The sequence below is a fragment of the Streptomyces cinereoruber genome, from assembly GCF_009299385.1.
GTDB classification, from domain to species: Bacteria; Actinomycetota; Actinomycetes; order Streptomycetales; family Streptomycetaceae; genus Streptomyces; species Streptomyces bikiniensis.
This window is the reverse complement of record NZ_CP023693.1, coordinates 1,132,039-1,150,074: the sequence shown is the minus strand read 5'-3', so window position 1 is coordinate 1,150,074 and position 18,036 is coordinate 1,132,039. Positions and strand designations below refer to the sequence as shown.

Sequence of the window (18,036 nt, the reverse complement as noted above, 5' to 3'; positions counted from 1 at the left end):
GTGTGCTCCGCTCGGGTCGTTGGGTGCCGACGGGAGGAGGGGTCGGCGCGGGGCGCGGCCGGTCCGCGAAGGCGGGGAGCCGCACCCTTACGGGTGGGAGCCGACGATCGTCGGAACGGTGGCGGTGCCCGTCTTCTTGAGCAGGTAGTCGGCCTTGACGATCAGACTGGCGCCGACCGGGGCGGAGGCACCGCAGTTGGTCTGCGAGACGACGGTCAGACCGCCGGTCGTGCCGGCGAGGGTCAGCCTGCCCGTCGCGTTGGTGTAGGCGACGGGTATCGTCCCGCGGACGCGGAAGACGCAGGCGCCCCAGGTGACCCGGGTGTCGACGTCGCCGAGGTGGCCCCTGGTGACGCCGGTGGAGGCGTCGTGGTCCCGGGCGACGAGGGTCCAGGGGGTGGTGGGGGCGAAGCTCATGGTGCCGAGCACGCTGCTGCAGGGCGCGCCGGAGGCGCCGAACGCGAAGGAGTCGACGGTGCCGACGGTGGCGGGGTTGCCGGTGGCGCTCCGCAGGCCGCCCGAGAAGGACGACCGCGAGCACGTCACGGCGATGCCGTTGTCCTTGACGAGTTCGATGAGCACGACGACGTTCGCGCTGTTCGTCGCGGAGACGCCGACCGGTGACGGACCGACGGTCCAGACGGTCGAGGGGGCCGCCGAGGCAGGGGCCGTCGCGAGGACGAACGCGGCCGCGGCCGCTCCGGCGGCGGTGCCGCACTTCCTGATCGGCTTCTTCACGGTGCGGGACTCTCCTCGATGGGCGTCGCCCCCGCGTGCGGGAGCGGAGGGGGAAGGGCGGTGGGGTGCGCGGACAGCCCGCGCCCGTCCGGCCGGTGGCGCCGGCCGGACGGACGCGGGTTCCCGGACCCTTACGGGTTGGAGCCGACGATCGTCGGGATGATCGTGGTGCCCGTCTTCTTGACGAGGTAGGCACCCTTGAAGAGCGGCTTGGCGCCGACCGGCACCGCCGCGCCGCAGCTGGTCGACGACACGACGGTCAGCTCGCCGGCGACGCTGTTGACGGCCAGCTTGCCCGTCGAGTTCTGGTAGGTGCCGGAGGCCTTGCCGGTCACGCGGAAGACGCAGGCGCCGACGGTCACCTTGGCGTCGACGTTGCCGACGTAGCCCGAGGTGATGCCGGTGGAGGAGTTGTAGTCCTGGGCCACGATGGTCCAGGGCGTGGTGGCGACGGTGGTCACGTTGCCCAGGACGCTGGTGCAGGGCGCGCCGGTGGCGCCGAAGGAGATGGCGCTGATGGAGGCGACGGTCGCCGGGTTGCCCGTGGCGCTGGACATCGAGGCCGTGGCGGCCGACTTCGTGCACGTCATGGCGATGCCGTTGACGCTCAGGACGATGTTCCCGGTGTTCGTCGCGGAGACGGGCACGGGCGACGGCGCCGGGCTGACGGTCCAGACCGTCGAGGGCACCGCCATGGCCGGGGTCACCGCGAGGGCGAGGGCGGCCGTGGCGGCTCCGGCGACGACGGCGGTCTTTCTGATGGTCTTCTTCATGGCTCTGGGACTCTCCTTGGGGATCGACCAGCGGAGGACGGCCACGTCGGAGGGGGGCGAGCGGCCGGCGGCTCGGGTTTCCCCGGCTGCGAAACCTGACGTTACTTGCGGGAAACTTAGCTGAACAATGGCGAAGTCCATGATTCTTTGAAGATGCCTCATCGCCTGTCAAGTGGGTGAGCGATATCAGGAATCGCCTTGGTTCCGGGGTGCGCAATGTCGACAATTATGATCGATCGCCCGAGGGTCGGGAAGAGGCCTCCGCGCAGTGGCCCGGGGGGCCCTGAAGAGGCACGTATTCGCTCTTGCCGATGACAAGTCGGACGGCGAACCTGTTTCCCCGATGACAAATATCGGGCCGTTCTTCCCCGACTTCCGAAAACTCGGAACCCGGTATTGCCCCGGGAGGTTACTCGGCCGTAACGTTCCCCGGGCGGCGCTCAGTCGCAGGTCGGCGCGCACCCACAGGTCGGTCCGGCCGCCGCGCCGGTGCGGGACTCCGGCGACGGAGACCCGCTCGCCGGGCCCCGAGGAGAAGCGACGCCCGCTGTGTCTCGGCGGAGACAAAAACCGGATCGGGGTTTGTCTCCACGGTGACAAGAACGGCAACGGAGCAAGGATCACGGCGACGCGCCTATTGTCCCGGTGATCCGCACCGACTTAACGTGCGCCCGCGGTGCACGCCCCGACTCACGCCTGCTGGAGGTGGTATGGGAATCGAAGTAGCCGTTGAGGGTCTGACCATGTCCTTCGGCAAGCAGAAAATCTGGCAGGACGTGACGCTGACATTGCCGGCCGGAGAGGTGAGCGTGATGCTCGGCCCCTCCGGAACCGGCAAGACGGTCTTCCTGAAATCGCTCATCGGACTGCTGAAACCCCAGCGCGGCCGCGTCCTCATCAACGGGGTCGACATGGTCAGCAGCCCCGAACGCGACATCTACGAGACCCGCAAGCTCTTCGGCCTCATGTTCCAGGACGGGGCCCTCTTCGGCTCCATGACCCTCTTCGACAACATCGCCTTCCCGCTGCGCGAGCACACCCGCAAGCGGGAGTCCGAGATCCGCCGCATCGTCATGGAGCGCATCGAACTCGTCGGCCTCCTCGGCGCCGAGGGGAAGCTGCCCGGCGAGATCAGCGGCGGCATGCGCAAGCGCGCCGGCCTCGCCCGCGCCCTCGTCCTCGACCCGCAGATCGTCCTGTGCGACGAACCGGACTCCGGGCTCGACCCCGTCCGCACCGCCTACCTCTCCCAGCTGCTCATCGACCTCAACGCGCGGATCGACGCGACGATGCTCATCGTCACCCACAACCTGGACATCGCCGCCACCGTCCCCGACAACATGGGCATGTTCTTCCGGGGCGACCTCGTCACCTTCGGCCCCCGCGAAGTCCTCCTCACCAGCGACGAACCGGTCGTCACCCAGTTCCTCGCCGGCCGCCGCGAAGGCCCCATCGGCATGTCCGAGGAGAAGGACGCCGCCACCCTCGCCGCCGAGGCGGACAGCGCCGGAGGCGTACGGACGGACACCCCCCGCGTCATCGTCCCGCAGCTGGAGCCCTCGCCCGGCCTGCCGCCCCGCGCGGCCGTCGCACGCCGCCGCGAACGGGTCCTCGGCATGCTCGACCGGCTGCCGCCCGCCGCCCGCGCCGCCATCCAGGACACTTACGCGCGGACCGCCGCGGCCCCCACCCTGCGCATGCCGGCCGCCGGGAGCGGCGCGTGATCACCGGCGCGCTGCGGCAGACCGGCCGCCTCTTCGCCCTCGCCGCCGAGGTGAGCCGGGCCGTCTTCCGGCGCCCCTTCCAGTTCCGCGAGTTCATCGAGCAGTTCTGGTTCGTCGCGAGCGTCACCATCCTGCCGGCCGCGCTCGTCTCGATCCCGTTCGGCGCCGTGATCGCCCTCCAGGTCGGCTCGCTCACCCAGCAGTTCGGCGCCCAGTCCTTCACCGGCGGCGCCAGCGTCCTCGCCGTCATCCAGCAGGCCAGCCCCCTCATCGTCGCCCTCCTGATCGCCGGCGCCGGCGGCTCCGCCATCTGCGCCGACCTCGGCTCCCGCAAGATCCGGGAGGAGCTCGACGCCATGGAGGTCATGGGCGTCTCGCCCGTCCAGCGCCTGGTCGTCCCGCGCGTCCTCGCCACCATGGCGGTCGCCGTGCTCCTCAACGGCATGGTCTCCGTCGTCGGCACCCTGGGCGGCTACTTCTTCAACATCGTCCTCCAGGACGGCACCCCCGGCGCCTACCTCTCCAGCTTCTCCGCCCTCGCCCAGCTGCCCGACCTGTACATCAGCGAACTCAAGGCCCTGATCTTCGGGTTCATCGCGGGCATCGTCGCCGCCTACCGGGGACTCAACCCCCGCGGCGGCCCCAAGGGCGTCGGCGACGCCGTCAACCAGTCCGTCGTCATCACCTTCCTGCTGCTGTTCTTCGTGAACATGGTGCTGACGGGCCTCTACCTCCAGATCGTCCCGCCGAAGGGAGGCTGAGGCCGATGGCCTCCCCGTTCGTCTGGCTCGACCGCTCCGGCGACCAGCTCCTGTTCTACGTCAAGGCGCTGCTCTGGATCCCGCGGACCCTGCGCCGCTACCTCAAGGAGGTGCAGCGGCTCCTCGCCGAAGTCGCCTTCGGCTCCGGCGGCCTCGGCGTCATCGGCGGCACCATCGGCGTGATGGTCGCGATGACCCTCTTCACCGGCACCGTCGTCGGCCTCCAGGGCCACGCCGCCCTCGAACAGATCGGCACCGCCGCCTTCACCGGCTTCGTCTCCGCCTACTTCAACACCCGCGAGATCGCCCCCCTCGTCGCCGGACTCGCCCTCTCCGCGACCGTCGGCGCCGGCTTCACCGCCCAACTCGGCGCCATGCGCATCAACGAGGAGGTCGACGCCCTCGAAGGCATGGGCATCCGCTCCGTGCCGTACCTGGTCACCACCCGGATCATCGCCGGCGTCGTCGCCATCGTCCCGCTCTACGCGATCGGCCTGCTCTCCTCCTACCTGGCCTCCCGCTACGTCACCGTCCTCTTCAACGGACAGTCGGCGGGGACCTACGACCACTACTTCAACCTCTTCCTGTCACCGACGGACGTCCTCCTGTCGGTGCTCAAAGTGCTGATCTTCAGCGTGATGGTGATCATCGCCCACTGCTACTACGGCTTCCGCGCCTCCGGCGGCCCCGCCGGCGTCGGCATCGCCGTCGGCCGCTCCGTGCGCAACGCCATCGTGCTGATCAGCGTCACCGACTTCTTCCTGTCGCTGGCCCTCTGGGGCGCGACCACGACCGTGAAGGTGGCGGGGTGAGATGAGCGATCCACGAGCCCAGACCCTGCGCCGCCGGTGCGCCGGCGTCGTCTTCCTCCTGGTGCCCGCCCTGCTCGCCTGGCTGGCGGTCGCCGTCTACGAGAAGCGCTTCACCGACTCCGACCCGGTCGTCGTCGAGACCGGCAGCGTCGGCAACGAGATGCACCTCGGCGCCGAGGTCAAGCTGCGCGGCGTCGTCGTCGGCGAGGTCCGCGCCATCGAGGCCACCGGCACCGGAGCCCGGCTCACCCTCGCCATGCGGCCCGGCACCCTGGGCCACGTCCCCTCCGACGTACGTGCCCAGATGCTGCCCACCACCCTCTTCGGCGAACGGTTCGTCGCCCTCGTACCGCCCGGCAACCCCTCGGCGAAGCCGCTCGGCCCCGGCGCCGTCATCCCCGAGGACCGCTCCGACAACGCCGTCGAACTCCAGCAGGTCCTCGACAACGTCCTGCCCCTGCTGACCGCCGTCCAGCCGCAGAAGCTCTCGGCGACCCTCTCCGCCGTCTCCCGGGCACTGGAGGGACGCGGCGACAAGCTCGGCGACACCCTCACGCAACTCGACGCCCACCTGCGCGAGTTCAACCCCCACCTGCCCACCCTCAACAGGGACCTGAAAGAACTCGTGAAGGTCAGCCACCTCTACGCGGACGCCGCCCCGGACATCCTCACCGCGCTCACCGACTTCACCACCACCAGCGGCACCCTCGCCGAGAAGGAGGCCGAACTGGCCGGCACCCTCGGCGCCACCACCCGGACGTCCCAGGACCTGACCGCCTTCCTGCGCCAGAACAAGGACAACATCATCCGGCTCAGTGCCACGAGCAGGCCCACCCTGGAACGGCTCGCCGAGTACTCCCCGTCCTTCCCGTGCACCCTGCGCACCCTCGCCCAGTTCGTGCCCGCCATGGACAAGGCGCTCGGCAAGGGCACGAACCGGCCGGGACTCCACGTGAACGTCACCGCCGTGGCCCCGCGCGGCGCCTACGTCCCCGGCCGCGACACCCCCTCGTACGGCTCCGGCGGCGGCCCGCGCTGCCACCCCGTGCCCTACCTCGGCGCCCCGGCCGCACCCGCCGCCCAGGCCTCCGCCGCCGCCGGCCAGGACCTCGGGCCCGCCAACTCCCCGCAGGAGAACGACCTCGTCAACGAACTCCTCGCCCCCGCCGCGAAGAAACGGCCCGGCGACCTCCCCGACTGGAGCAGCCTCCTGGCCGGACCCGCCTTCCGCGGAGCGGAGGTGACCCTCCGATGACGAAGCCCCCCGCCCACACGCGCCGGCGCGGCCTGACCGGCACGGTCCTGAAGTCCCTGGTGTTCGTCCTCGTCACGGCGCTCGCCACCACCGTCCTCGGCCTCAGCATCGCCAACACCGGCGTCGGCTCCGACACCTCCTCGTACAAGGCGCTGTTCACCGACGTCACCGGCCTCACCGAGGGCGACTCCGTCCGCATCGCCGGGGTGAAGGTCGGCGAGGTGACCGACGTGCGCGTCGTCGAACGGCGCACCGCCCAGGTCACCTTCACGGTCCGCGAGGACCGCACCCTGCCCCGCTCCGCGACCGCCGCCGTGAAGTACCTCAACATGGTCGGCCAGCGGTACGTCTCCCTCGACCGCGGCAGCGGCGACCTGTCCGGCACCCTCCGGTCAGGGGACACGATCCCCCTGGAGCGCACCACGCCCGCGCTCGACCTCACCCTGCTCTTCAACGGCTTCAAACCGCTCTTCGAGGGCCTCTCGCCCGCCGACGTCAACGACCTCGCCGGCTCCCTCGTCCAGGTCCTCCAGGGCGAGAGCGGAACCGTCGACAGCCTCCTGCGGCACATCGGCTCCCTCACGAAGACCGTCGCCGCCAAGGACAAGGTCATCGGCCAGGTCGTCACCCACCTCAACACCGTCCTGACCACCCTCAACAACCGCGAGGCCGGCTTCAACGACCTCGTCGTCACCCTCCAGAAGCTCGTCACCGGCTTCAACGCCGACCGCAAGCCCCTCGGCCAGGCCGTCCAGGCCATCGGCGACCTCACCACCACGACCGCCGGACTGTTCCAGGAAGGCCGCGCCCCCCTCAAGAAGGACATCCGCGAACTGGGCCGGCTCTCCGGGAACCTCGCCGACCGGACCCCCCGCATCGAGTCCTTCCTCGCCAACACCCCCGCCAAGATGACCGCCCTGGCCCGCCTCTCCTCGTACGGGTCGTGGTTCAACCTCTACCTCTGCGAGGCGCGCGTGAGCGGCGTGGCCACCTCCGACGGCTCCAAGCCCCCGACCGGCGTCACCGTGACCGAATCGAGGTGCCGCGGATGAGCCCCCGCCCCCGGCTCAAGCCGGTCAAGGAGCGCAGCCCCGTCGCCGTCGCCCTCGTCGGACTCCTCCTCCTCGCCCTCCTCGCCGCCCTCGCCTACAACGTGGAACGGCTCCCGCTCGTCGGCGGCGACACCGCCTACAGCGCCGACTTCACCGAGGCCGCCGGACTCGACGAGGGCGACGAGGTGCGCATCGCCGGCGTCAAGGTCGGCAAGGTCACCGGAGTCTCCCTCGACGGACCCAAGGTCAAGGTGACGTTCGAGGTCGGCGACGCCTGGGTCGGCGACCGGTCGACCGCCGCCATCGCCATCAAGACCCTCCTGGGCGAGAAGTACCTGACGCTCGACCCGCTGGGCTCCGCCCCCCAGGACCCCGGCACCCGCATCCCCCAGTCCCGCACCACCTCCCCGTACGACGTGACACAGGCCTTCCAGGACCTCAGCGGCACCGTCGACTCCCTCGACACGGAGAAGCTCGCGGAGAGCTTCGAGACCATCTCCGACACCTTCAAGAACTCCCCGCCGCACGTCCGCAACGCCGCCACCGGCCTCTCCGAACTGTCGAGGACCGTCTCCAAGCGCGACACCGAACTCGCCCGGCTCCTGGAGAACAGCAAGAAGTTCACCAAGACCCTGGAGGGCAGGAAGTCCAGCTTCGAGACGCTCATCGAGGACGGCGGCTCCCTGCTCGGGGAGCTCAAGAAGCGCCGCGACGCCATCCGCGCCCTGCTCAAGGGCAGCAGGGAGCTGGGCGTCCAGCTCGGCGGCCTCGTCGGCGACAACGACCGGCAGCTCGGCCCCACCCTCAAGGCCCTCGGCCGCGTCACCGCCGTCCTGGAGAAGAACAGCGGCCAGCTCGACAAGACCCTCGCGCTCGTCGGCCCGTACTACCGGCTCGTCGGCAACGCCCTCGGCAACGGCCGCTGGTTCGACAGCTACCTGTGCGGCGTGGTGCCCCGGACCTATCTGCCCGAAGCCTCGCAGCCCACGACCGGATGCCTGCCGCCGAAACAGACGGCGACGGCCAAGGGGAGCGGTGAATGATGACCAAGCCCAGAACGCCCCTCGCCGCCGGCCTCGCCCTCGTGGTGCTCGCCGCCTGCGGATTCGTCGCCGTACGCGTCCTCGAACCCGACGGCACCCGCGTCACCGCCTACTTCGACCGGGCCGTCGGCGTCTACGCCGGCTCCGACCTGCGCGTCCTCGGCGTACGGGTCGGGGAGGTCGAGTCCGTCGAACCGCAGGGCACCCGCGTCCGCGTCCGGCTCCACCTGGACGAGGGCGTCCGCGTCCCCGCCGACGCCCGGGCCGTCGTCGTCGCCCCGAGCATCGTCGCCGACCGCTACGTCCAGCTCGCCCCCGCCTACAGCGGCGGCCCCGCCCTCGCCGACGGAGCCGAACTCCCGGCCTCCCGCAACCGCGTCCCCGTCGAGATCGACCAGCTCTACGCGTCGATCACCGACCTGAGCGAGGCCCTCGGCCCCGACGGCGCCAACTCCGCCGGAGCCCTGTCCGCGCTCCTGGACACCGGCGCGAAGAACCTCAAGGGCAACGGCGCCTCCATCGGCACCTCCATCGAGGAGTTCGGCAAGGCCGCCAAGACCCTCGACGGCAGCAGCGAACAGCTGTTCACCAGCCTCGGACAGCTCCAGACCTTCACCACCATGCTCAAGAAGAAGGACGGCGACGTCCGCACCGCGCAGGAACGCCTGGACGAGGTCGTCGGCTACTTCGCCGACAACAAGGACGACCTCACCGGCGCCCTCAAGGAGCTCGGCAAGGCCCTCGCCCAGGTCAAGACCTTCATCAAGGAGAACCGCGGCGAACTGAAGAAGAACGTCGACCGGCTCGTGCCCCTCACCCAGACCCTCGTCGACCAGCGCGCCTCCCTCGCCGAGGCCCTCGACGTCGCCCCGCTCGCCGCAGGCAACCTCGTCAACACGTACAACCCGAAGACCCGCACCCTCGACGGGCGCGCCAACCTCAACGAGATCAGCATGGGCGGCCCGCTGCTCCCGCTGCCGGTGGCCGGCGGCTCCGCGGCGGGCACCGGGAAGGGGGAGCGATGAGCCGCGGCACCTCACCCTCCGGGAAGCTCCTCGGCGCCGGGGCCGTCGGCACGATCGCCCTCGGCCTGGGCATCGCCGTCGTCCTCGGCGTGGTCCCGGCCGACCCGCTCCGGTTCGACGGCATCGAGGACCTGCCGCTGCCCGGCGGCGCCGACCTCGGCCCCCACCCGTACACGGTCACCGCCGAACTGGAGGACGTCCTGAGCCTCGTGCCGCAGTCCGCGGTCAAGGTCAACGACGTCGCCGTCGGCCGCGTCACCGCCATCGAGCTGGTGCCCGGCAGCTGGACCGCCCGCGTCACCCTGAAGATCAACGGCGACGTCCGGCTGCCCGCCGACTCCGGCGCCCGCCTGGAGCAGTCCAGCCTCCTGGGCGAGAAGTACGTCCAGCTCGTCGCACCGGGCGGCAACGGGAACGGAAGCGGTAGCGGTACGGGCAAGGCGGGCGTCCGGCAGGCCGCCGCGAGCCGGAGCGGGGGCGACCTCGCCGACGGCAGCGTCATCCCGCTGGCGCGCACCAGCCGGAACACCGAGGTCGAGGAGGTCTTCGGCGCCCTGTCCCTGCTGCTCAACGGCGGCGGCGTCAACCAGCTGAAGACCATCACCCGGGAACTCAACGCGGCGCTCGGCGGCCGCGAGCCCGAGGTCCGCTCGATGCTCAACCGGGTGAACACCCTGGTCACCAACCTGGACGCGCACCGCGGCGACATCACCCGCGCCCTCGACGGGGTCAACCGCCTCTCCGCCACCCTCGCCGGCCGCAAGAAGGACGTCGACACGGTCCTCACCGGCCTCTCGCCCGGCCTGAAGACGCTGGAGAACCAGCGGGGCTCCCTGCTGACCATGCTGCGCGCCCTGGACACCCTGTCCGGCGTCGCCGTCTCCACCGTCAACGCGAGCAAGAAGGACATGGTGGCCGACCTGAAGGCCCTCGCGCCGACCCTGCAGGCGCTCGCGGACGCCGGCGCCGACCTGCCCGAATCGCTCCAGGTCCTGCTGACGTACCCCTTCACCGACGAGGTGATGCGGGGCATCAAGGGCGACTACCTCAACACCTATCTGCACCTCGCCGCCGCCCCCGGCACCGAGATCATCCCGCCCCTGATCCCCAAGACCGAGACCGACCCCGAACCCACCCCGTCGTCCCCGGAGACGACGGACCCGGAACCCGAGCCGGAACCCGAGCCGGAGCCCGAGCCGGGCGCCCGCCAAAGCCAGGGTCAGGGCCCGAGCGCCGGACCGACCCTGCCGCTGCCCCCCGTCCGCACGGGCGGCACCCCGACGCACGGAGGCGAGAACCGGTGATCACCCGCACCGTACGGCTGAAGAACCTCGCGTTCCTCGTCATCGCCGTCCTCGTCCTCGGCTTCGTCGGCATCCGCTACGCGGACCTCGGCCGCCACGTCGGCGTCGCCGACCACTACTCCGTCAAGGTCCACCTCGCCCGTACGGGAGGCCTGTTCACCCACTCCGACGTCACCTACCGGGGCGTCTCCGTGGGACGCGTCGGCGACATCGACCTCACCGCCGAAGGCGTCGTCGCCGAACTGCGCATCAAGAAGTCGGCCCCCCGGATCCCCGCCGACGCGAAGGCCGTGGTCGCCGGGCTCTCCGCCGTCGGCGAGCAGTACATCGACCTGCGCCCCGAGAGCGACGGCGGTCCCTACCTCGCCGACGGCGCCCGCATCGAGCAGACCGACACCCAGGTGCCGGCTCCGGTCACCGACGTGCTCGCGAGCATGAACGACCTCACCACCTCCGTACCCCTCGACTCCCTGCGCACGGTCGTCGACGAGTTCGGCAAGGCCTTCGAGGGCCACGGCGACGACCTCCAGGCCCTCCTCGACAACGGCAGCGCGTTCGTCCAGGCCGCCGACCGGGCACTGCCGTCCACCGTCCGGCTCATCGACGACGGCGAGGTCGTCCTGCGCACCCAGGCCGACGAGAGCCGTGCCATCCGGGGCTTCGCCACCGGGGCCCGCGACCTCGCCGCCGCCCTCAAGGGCTCCGACGCCGACCTGCGGCGCGTCCTGACCGTCACCCCCGACGCGGCCGGCCAGGTCAGCGGCCTCCTGCGCGACCTCGACCCGAGCCTGAGCGTCGTCCTCGCCAACCTCCTCACCACCTCCGAGGTGGCCGTCACCCGGCAGCGCGGCATCGAGGAACTGCTCGTCAAGTACCCGGCGGCCGTCTCGGCCGGAGCCACCGCCGTCGACGGCGGAAAGGTCAACTTCGGCATGGCCGTCACCTTCTTCAAACCCCTGCCCTGCACCTCCGGGTACGGCGGTACGCGCTACCGCAACGGCCTCGACCTGGGCACCGCGCCCGCCCTCAACACCGGCGCGGCCTGCACGGCCTCCGCGGCGACCGGGGTCAACGTGCGCGGCTCGGCGCACGCCCCGAGGGGCGGCCCCGTACCCGTACCGGCCAAGCCGGGCTCCCTGCCCTCGGGCAGCACGGGCGGCGGTACGGCGGACCCGCAGCGGCAGTCCCTGCCCGGCGCGCTCGCACTGCCCGGCCAGGGCGGCGGGCCGACGGACATGGCCGGACTCCTCGGCCTGGGCACCGGGAGCACGCGATGAGGCGGGCGAGGATCCTCGGCGCCGGCGCCCTCGTCGTCGCCCTCGGCTTCTGCGGCACCGGCGCGTGGACCTACGCGCAGGCCCGCTCCGACGAAGGCCTCTCCTTCGGCCGCGAACGGGACACCGCGCTCGCCGAGGGCCGGCAGCGCCTCACCGTCCTGAACACGCTCGACGCCTCGACCCGCGAGCGCGCCGAAGCGGGCGTACGGGCCTGGCGCGAGGCCTCCACCGGCCCGCTCCGCACCGAACTGGGCCGCACCGCGCCCGCGGTGGGCGCCTCGGCGCGCGCCGAGGTCACCGAGGCCGCGCTCACCGCGCTCGACGTGCGCGCCGGCACGGCGAAGCTCATCGCGACCGTACGCGTCGACGTCACCCCGCGCGGGAGCGCCGCCGCGACCTCCGACCGCAAGCGCCTGGAGGCCGTCCTGAACCGCACCGGCGAGAACACGTGGAAGGTCGCGGCCCTGAGCGCGGTCCCCGTCGCCGGCGCGGAGGAGAACGAGAAGAAGGAGGGCGGGGACGAGTGACGCGACTGCTGCGCGAAACGGCCCACGGGACCCCGGAAGCACCTGAAGCCCCGGAAACCCCGGAGATCTCCGAGCGCGACGGGGAGGAGCCCCAGGACGCACCGGGTACACCGGAAGACGGCGACAACGACAGCGACAGCAACGGCGGCAACGCCGGCCCGTTCACCCCCCGCCGCCGGAAAGCCGTCCTCGTCGCGACCGTCGTCGCCCTCCTCCTCGGCGGAAGCGCGTTCTTCTACGGGGCCCACCAGCTCCGCTCGACCCCCTCCGCCCGCAACCACGCGCTCACCGACACCGCGGCCACCACCCGCGTCGGCGGCGACGTCGGCGAAGGCCTCGCCCGGGTCTTCTCCTACGCGCCCGCCCAGGCCGACGCCGCCGAGCGCTCCGCCAGGACCGCCCTCTCCGGACGCGCCGCCCGCCAGTACGCCGACCTGTTCGCCCAGGTCCGCGCGAGCCTGGTCGAGCAGCGCGTCACCCTCACCACCCAGGCCGTCCGCACCGGGGTGATCGAACTCAGGGGGAACACCGCGCGCCTGCTCGTGTTCCTCGACCAGACCTCGCAACGGGACGCGGCACCCGCCACGTCCGCCGCCGCCCAGCTCACCGTCACCGCGGAGTTCCGGGACGACCGGTGGCTGATCGTCGACATCAAGGCCCGCTGACCATGGGCACGAGCGTGCGCATGCGCACGAGCGGGAGACGGGAGCACTCCATGACACGCGCGGTCCGCACCCCGGCGGGCATCCGGCCGGCCCTGGCCGTGGCCCTCGTCCTCACCCTCGTCGCGGGCGTCCTCGCGGCCTGGGCGGGCCGGGACTGGTACGCCGCGGCCCACGACGACTCCGCCGCGTACGCCGTGCAGCGCGACCGGGCCCTCGCGGCGGGGGAGCAGGCCGTGCAGAACCTCAACACGCTCGACCACCGGCGCGTGGACCAGGGCCTCGACCTCTGGGAGTCCTCCACGACCGGCGAACTCCACCAGCAACTCGTGGACGGGCGCACGGAGTTCGCCGGTCAGGTGAAGGCCGCGAAGACGGTGACCACGGCCCGGGTGCTGTCCGGCGCCGTCACGGAGCTCGACGACCGCGCGGGACGGGCCCGGCTGCTGGTCGCCCTGCGCATCACCGTCACGACGCCCGACAGCAAGAGCACCGACAAGGACAGCCGCATGCTGGGCGAACTGACCCGGACCGACGGGCAGTGGAAGCTCAGTGCCCTGGGGCAGGCCCCCGTGGGCGGCACGGCGGCCGGCTGACCGGCCCGTACCAGCGAGAGCCGCCCGCACGCGAAAGGACGACGCACGATGCCCACGCCCCGCCACCACCTCAACCGCCAGCGCCGCCGTCAGGCCCTCGCCGCCGCGCCCGAGGACACGGCCCCCCGCCCCCGTACGTCCGTGGGCCTCCTGACCGAGCCCGCCTCCGAGCCCCGGCGGCGGACGGCGGCGAAGCCCGTACGGGAGAAGGCCGAGAAGGAGGCCGAAGGGAAGGCCGGAGCGAAGGCCGTACGGGAGGAGGCCGAAGAGAAGGCCGGGCAGCCGGACCGGAGAACCGCGGGGAAGGGGACCCGGTCGCGCGGGCCCGTCCCCCTCGTGGTCCTCTGCGTCCTGACCCTCCTCCTCGGCGGCTTCGCCGGCTGGGCGCACAGCCGGGCGGGCGAACTCCGCGACGACTCCGCGCGCGGCAACACGGCCCTCACCGATCTCGCCCGTACCAGCGAGATCAAGGGGCAGACCACCGCGGCCGTCGCCGCGCTCTTCTCCTACGACCACGCCGACCCGGCCGCCTTCGAGAAGGCCGGGAAGACCCTCCTCACCGGGAAGGCCGTCGAGCAGCACCGGACGCTGCTCGGCGGGGTGCTCGCCCGGGCGGCCGAGGAGAAGACGGTGATCACCACGGCGGTCACCGACAGCGCGGTCGAGCGGATCGACGGCGACCGCGCCCGGGTCCTGGTCTACGCCGACCAGAGCAGCGTGAGCACGGCCGGGACCGCCAAGGGCGGCAAGCAGCAGAAGGTCCAGGACCAGGGGGTGTACGCGGGCGCCATGTTCGCCGTGGACGTGGTCCACCGGGACGGCCGCTGGCTCGTCGAGAACATCGACACCTTCGGCCGCTGAGCCGCTGGGACGCCGCCGGCGGGCCTCACCCGGCCCGCGCGGCGACCAGCACCGTCGCGTACCGCTCCTCGCACGTGGCGATCCGGACCTCCAGGCCGTGCGCGGAGACCGCCTCCGCCGCCGCACCGGCCTGCCGCTCACTGGTCTCCACCAGCAGGTGGCCGCCCGGCGCCAGCCACTCCGGCGCCCCGGCGGCGACCCGCCGCAGCACGTCCAGTCCGTCCGGGCCGCCGTCGAGCGTGACGAGCGGCTCGTGGTCGCGGGCCTCGGGCGGCAGCAGGCCGATGTCCCCGGTGGGCACGTACGGCACGTTGGCGACCAGGACCTCGACCCGGCCCCGCAGCTCCGGCGGCAGCGGCGCGAACAGGTCCCCCTCGTACACCCGGCCGCCGCGCGGCTCGACGTTCCGCCGGGCGCAGGCCACCGCCGCCGGCTCGACGTCCGAGGCGTGCACCTCCGCGCCCGCGACCCGGTCGAGCAGCACCGCGGCCGCCGCGCCCGAGCCGCAGCACAGGTCGACGCAGAGCGCACCGGGCGCGGCGAGGGCCACGGCCCGCTCGACCAGGAAGCCGGTCCGCCGCCGGGGCACGAACACCCCCGGGTCCACGGCGATCCGCAGCCCGGCGAACTCCGCCCACCCCACGACGTGTTCGAGCGGCAGCCCGGAGGCCCGCCGCTCGACCATCAGATCGAGCTCGGCGGGCCCGCGAGCGGCCGCGAGCAGCATCGCGGCCTCCTCCTCGGCGAAGACGCACCCGGCGGCCCGCAGCCGCTCGACCACCCCCGCGCCGTCCACCACGTCAGACAAGCTGGGCCTCGATGGCCGCCACGACCTCGGGGGCGTCCGGCTCGGTGCGCGGACGGAAACGGGTGACCCGCCCGTCCCGGCCGATCAGGAACTTCTCGAAGTTCCACTGCACGTCACCGGCCTCGCCCCCGGCGTCCGCGACCTTCACCAGCTCCGCGTAGAGCGGGTGGCGGTCCGGGCCGTTGACGTCCGTCTTCTCCAGGAGCGGGAAGGACACCCCGTACGTCGTCGAGCAGAACGTCCGGATCTCCTCCGCGCTGCCCGGCTCCTGGCCCGCGAACTGGTTGCAGGGCACGCCGAGCACGGTGAGGCCGCGCTCCCCGTACTCCTTCTGCAGCCGCTCCAGACCCGCGTACTGCGGGGTCAGGCCGCACTGGGAGGCGACGTTCACCACCAGGACCGCGCGGTCCCGGTAGTCGGCCAGGGAGACGGGCTCGCCGGTCAGGGTCTTCAGCGGGATGTCGTACAGGCTCATGGCCGCTCCTCGTACGCACGGGGGGATGGGGTTTGATCTGACCATGGGCGACGAACCACTGGCAATCCCGATCGACTCCACCGCACGACCGGCGCCGCGCCGGGTCCTCTGCCGGCTCTGCGGCCGCCCCCTGACGGGCGCGGACTCGCGCCGCACCGGTCTCGGCCCCACCTGCGACGCCAAACTCCACCCGCCGGGCCCGGACATCCGCACCCGCCGCCACGAGGTGGAGCAGGACGTCCTGCCGGGCCTGGACCCGCCGGAGGTCTGAGCCGCGCGACGCTACCAGCCGGGAAAACGGGTGGGCCAGCGGTTTCCCGGTCCGGCAGGCTGGCCGGGATGAGAACGCCACCCGAGCCACCGGAACCGGAGTCCTGAACCGTGTCGACCCTGCGCGTCACCGCCGAAGTCCTGACCGTCCACCCCCATCCCAACGCAGACGCCCTGGAACTGGCCCAGGTCGGCCTCTACCGGGCCGTCGTCGCCAAGGGCGCCTACACGACCGGCGACGCCGCCGTCTACATCCCCGAGCAGGCGGTGCTGCCCGCCGCGCTCATCGAGGAGCTGGGACTGACCGGGCGCCTCGCCGGAGGGAACGCGGACCGGGTCAAGGCCGTGCGGCTGCGCGGGGAGCTGTCCCAGGGACTCGTCTGCCGGCCCGCCGCCCTCGCGGACACCGACCTGGTACGGGCCGCCGCAGAGGGCACCGACTTCGCGGAGCGCCTCGGCATCGTCAAGTGGGCGCCGCCGATACCGACGCACATGAGCGGGGACGTGGAGAGCGCGCCCGACCTGCTGCCCTGGGTCGACGTCGAGAACCTCCAGCGCTACCCCGACGTCTTCGAGCCCGGCGAGCCCGTCGTCCTGACGGAGAAGCTCCACGGCACGGCCTGCCTGCTGACGTACAACGCCGGCGACGGGCGCGTCCAGGTCTCCTCCAAGGGCTTCGGCGCGAAGGGCCTCGCCCTCAAGGAGGACCCGCGCAACCTGTACTGGCGCGCCGTCCACGGCCACGGCCTGGCCGCCGTCGCCGAGCGCCTGGCGAAGCGCCTGGGCGCCCGCCGCGTCGGCCTCTTCGGCGAGGTGTACGGCTCCGGGGTCCAGGACCTGGCGTACGGCGCCGACGCCCGCAGCGAGACCGTCGGGTACGCGCTGTTCGACGTGTCCGCCGAGATCGACGGACAGGTCCGCTGGCTGGACCCGGCCGAGGTCCTGGAGCCCGGCGAGGCCCCGCTCGTCCCGCGCCTGTACTCCGGCCCGTACGACCTGGACACCGTCCTCGCCCACGCGAGCGGCCGGGAGACGGTCTCCGGCCGGGAGGCGCACCTGCGGGAGGGCGTCGTCGTCCGGTCCGCGACCGAGCGGTACAGCCCGGTCCTGGGCGGCCGGGCCATCGCCAAGGCGGTCAGCCCGGCCTACCTCACCCGCAAGGGCGGCACCGAGTTCGAGTGACCGGCGCCGAAAAGACCTACAGCTTGCGGAACAGGCCCTCCTGGACCACCGACACCAGGAGCCTGCCCTCGCGGTCGTAGATCCGGCCCCGCGCGAGTCCCCGGCCGCCCGTGGCGATCGGGGACTCCTGGTCGTACAGGAACCACTCGTCCGCCCGGAACGGCCGGTGGAACCACATCGCGTGGTCGAGCGACGCCATGTCGAAACCGCGCGGCCCCCAGAGGGGTTCGACCGGGATCCGGACCGCGTCCAGGAGGGTCATGTCCGAGGCGTACGTCAGGGCGCAGGTGTGGACCAGCGGGTCGTCGCCCAGCGGCCCCACGGCCCGCATCCACACCGCGCTGCGCGGATCCGCGTCCTCGACCTCCTCCTTCGTCCAGCGCAGCCGGTCCACGTACCGGATGTCGAAGGGCTGCCGGCGGGCCATCCGCTCCAGGGCCTCCGGCAGCGCCCCGAGGTGGTCGCGGATCTCGTCCACCAGCATCGGCAGGCTCTCCGGGTCCGTCATGTGCCGGGGCGGCAGCTGGTGCTCGAACCCGGCCTCCTCCGGCCGGTGGAAGGAGGCCGTCAGATTGAAGATCGTCCGCCCCTCCTGCACCGCCGTCACCCGCCGGGTCGTGAACGAGCGCCCGTCGCGCACCCGCTCCACCTGGTACACGATCGGCACCCCGGGACGGCCCGGCCGCAGGAAGTAGGCGTGCAGCGAGTGCACCGGCCGGTCGTCCTCCACGGTCCGGCCGGCCGCCACCAGGGCCTGCCCGGCGACCTGCCCGCCGAAGACCCGCTGCAACGACTCCTGCGGGCTGCGGCCCCGGAAGATGTCGACCTCGATCCGCTCCAGGTCGAGCAGGTCCACCAGTCTCTCGGCGGGATTGGTCACCACGGCACTCC

Annotated in this window: 20 protein-coding genes; 15 read left to right on the top strand and 5 right to left on the bottom strand. The window is 72.3% G+C overall.

Annotated features, from left to right (window positions below; all coding sequences use genetic code 11):
• Positions 1 to 87: 87 nt before the first annotated feature.
• Both CP977_RS05010 and CP977_RS05005 read right to left on the bottom strand, forming a co-directional pair.
• Entirely contained in the window at positions 88 to 738 is a 651-nt protein-coding gene (locus tag CP977_RS05010; protein ID WP_062757954.1) for a hypothetical protein, read from the bottom strand.
• Between the two features lie 131 nt (positions 739 to 869).
• Positions 870 to 1,511: a hypothetical protein gene (locus tag CP977_RS05005; protein ID WP_062757952.1), complete on the bottom strand. Its 642-nt coding sequence runs from the start codon at positions 1,509 to 1,511 to the stop codon at positions 870 to 872.
• 710 nt (positions 1,512 to 2,221) lie between these two features.
• Here CP977_RS05005 and CP977_RS05000 point away from each other — a divergent pair.
• The 13 genes from CP977_RS05000 to CP977_RS04940 are packed head-to-tail and all read left to right on the top strand — an operon-like array spanning position 2,222 to position 14,410.
• Entirely contained in the window at positions 2,222 to 3,235 is a 1,014-nt protein-coding gene (locus CP977_RS05000; protein ID WP_062757950.1) for an ABC transporter ATP-binding protein, read from the top strand.
• The gene (locus CP977_RS04995) at positions 3,232 to 3,996 is read left to right on the top strand and encodes an MlaE family ABC transporter permease (protein WP_062757948.1); all 765 of its coding nucleotides are present in this window, start codon (positions 3,232 to 3,234) and stop codon (positions 3,994 to 3,996) included. The genes CP977_RS05000 and CP977_RS04995 overlap by 4 nt, the downstream gene beginning before the upstream one ends.
• A 5-nt stretch (positions 3,997 to 4,001) precedes the next feature.
• A complete protein-coding gene (locus CP977_RS04990) occupies positions 4,002 to 4,808 on the top strand; it encodes an MlaE family ABC transporter permease (RefSeq protein WP_062757946.1) in 807 nt (268 codons plus the stop codon).
• Between the two features lies 1 nt (position 4,809).
• Complete coding sequence (locus CP977_RS04985; protein ID WP_062757944.1) at positions 4,810 to 6,063, top strand: MCE family protein; 1,254 nt, start codon at positions 4,810 to 4,812, stop codon at positions 6,061 to 6,063.
• Positions 6,060 to 7,115: an MCE family protein gene (locus tag CP977_RS04980; protein ID WP_062757942.1), complete on the top strand. Its 1,056-nt coding sequence runs from the start codon at positions 6,060 to 6,062 to the stop codon at positions 7,113 to 7,115. Before CP977_RS04985 ends, CP977_RS04980 begins: the two co-directional genes overlap by 4 nt.
• On the top strand, positions 7,112 to 8,158 hold the full coding sequence (locus CP977_RS04975; protein WP_152369686.1) for an MCE family protein: 1,047 nt from the start codon (positions 7,112 to 7,114) through the stop codon (positions 8,156 to 8,158). The genes CP977_RS04980 and CP977_RS04975 overlap by 4 nt, the downstream gene beginning before the upstream one ends.
• On the top strand, positions 8,155 to 9,183 hold the full coding sequence (locus tag CP977_RS04970) for an MCE family protein (protein ID WP_183953347.1): 1,029 nt from the start codon (positions 8,155 to 8,157) through the stop codon (positions 9,181 to 9,183). The genes CP977_RS04975 and CP977_RS04970 overlap by 4 nt, the downstream gene beginning before the upstream one ends.
• Positions 9,180 to 10,487 carry an MlaD family protein gene (locus CP977_RS04965; protein WP_152369685.1) on the top strand — a complete coding sequence of 436 codons (1,308 nt, stop codon included), beginning with the start codon at positions 9,180 to 9,182 and terminating at the stop codon, positions 10,485 to 10,487. Before CP977_RS04970 ends, CP977_RS04965 begins: the two co-directional genes overlap by 4 nt.
• Positions 10,484 to 11,764 carry an MCE family protein gene (locus CP977_RS04960; RefSeq protein ID WP_152369684.1) on the top strand — a complete coding sequence of 427 codons (1,281 nt, stop codon included), beginning with the start codon at positions 10,484 to 10,486 and terminating at the stop codon, positions 11,762 to 11,764. The genes CP977_RS04965 and CP977_RS04960 overlap by 4 nt, the downstream gene beginning before the upstream one ends.
• Positions 11,761 to 12,291, top strand: a complete 531-nt coding sequence (locus CP977_RS04955) for a hypothetical protein (protein WP_062757931.1) — start codon at positions 11,761 to 11,763, stop codon at positions 12,289 to 12,291. The genes CP977_RS04960 and CP977_RS04955 overlap by 4 nt, the downstream gene beginning before the upstream one ends.
• Positions 12,288 to 12,956 (top strand): hypothetical protein, encoded by a 669-nt coding sequence (locus CP977_RS04950; RefSeq protein ID WP_062757928.1) that lies wholly within the window; start codon positions 12,288 to 12,290, stop codon positions 12,954 to 12,956. The genes CP977_RS04955 and CP977_RS04950 overlap by 4 nt, the downstream gene beginning before the upstream one ends.
• Positions 12,957 to 13,006: 50 nt before the next feature.
• On the top strand, positions 13,007 to 13,549 hold the full coding sequence (locus CP977_RS04945; RefSeq protein WP_062757926.1) for a nuclear transport factor 2 family protein: 543 nt from the start codon (positions 13,007 to 13,009) through the stop codon (positions 13,547 to 13,549).
• Positions 13,550 to 13,597: 48 nt separating this feature from the next.
• Positions 13,598 to 14,410 (top strand): hypothetical protein, encoded by an 813-nt coding sequence (locus tag CP977_RS04940; RefSeq protein ID WP_152369683.1) that lies wholly within the window; start codon positions 13,598 to 13,600, stop codon positions 14,408 to 14,410.
• A 25-nt stretch (positions 14,411 to 14,435) separates the two neighbouring features.
• Here CP977_RS04940 and CP977_RS04935 read toward each other — a convergent pair whose 3' ends face one another.
• Complete coding sequence (locus CP977_RS04935; RefSeq protein ID WP_152369682.1) at positions 14,436 to 15,218, bottom strand: putative protein N(5)-glutamine methyltransferase; 783 nt, start codon at positions 15,216 to 15,218, stop codon at positions 14,436 to 14,438.
• On the bottom strand, positions 15,211 to 15,693 hold the full coding sequence (locus tag CP977_RS04930) for a glutathione peroxidase (RefSeq protein ID WP_062757920.1): 483 nt from the start codon (positions 15,691 to 15,693) through the stop codon (positions 15,211 to 15,213). Before CP977_RS04930 ends, CP977_RS04935 begins: the two co-directional genes overlap by 8 nt.
• A gap of 43 nt (positions 15,694 to 15,736) precedes the next feature.
• Here CP977_RS04930 and CP977_RS04925 point away from each other — a divergent pair, with 43 nt between their 5' ends.
• Both CP977_RS04925 and CP977_RS04920 read left to right on the top strand, forming a co-directional pair.
• The gene (locus CP977_RS04925; protein ID WP_062757918.1) at positions 15,737 to 15,964 is read left to right on the top strand and encodes a DUF6011 domain-containing protein; all 228 of its coding nucleotides are present in this window, start codon (positions 15,737 to 15,739) and stop codon (positions 15,962 to 15,964) included.
• Between the two features lie 110 nt (positions 15,965 to 16,074).
• Positions 16,075 to 17,145: an RNA ligase (ATP) gene (locus tag CP977_RS04920; RefSeq protein WP_062757916.1), complete on the top strand. Its 1,071-nt coding sequence runs from the start codon at positions 16,075 to 16,077 to the stop codon at positions 17,143 to 17,145.
• Between the two features lie 16 nt (positions 17,146 to 17,161).
• Here CP977_RS04920 and CP977_RS04915 read toward each other — a convergent pair whose 3' ends face one another.
• Entirely contained in the window at positions 17,162 to 18,025 is an 864-nt protein-coding gene (locus CP977_RS04915) for an acyl-CoA thioesterase (protein ID WP_079131465.1), read from the bottom strand.
• Positions 18,026 to 18,036 lie beyond the last annotated feature (11 nt).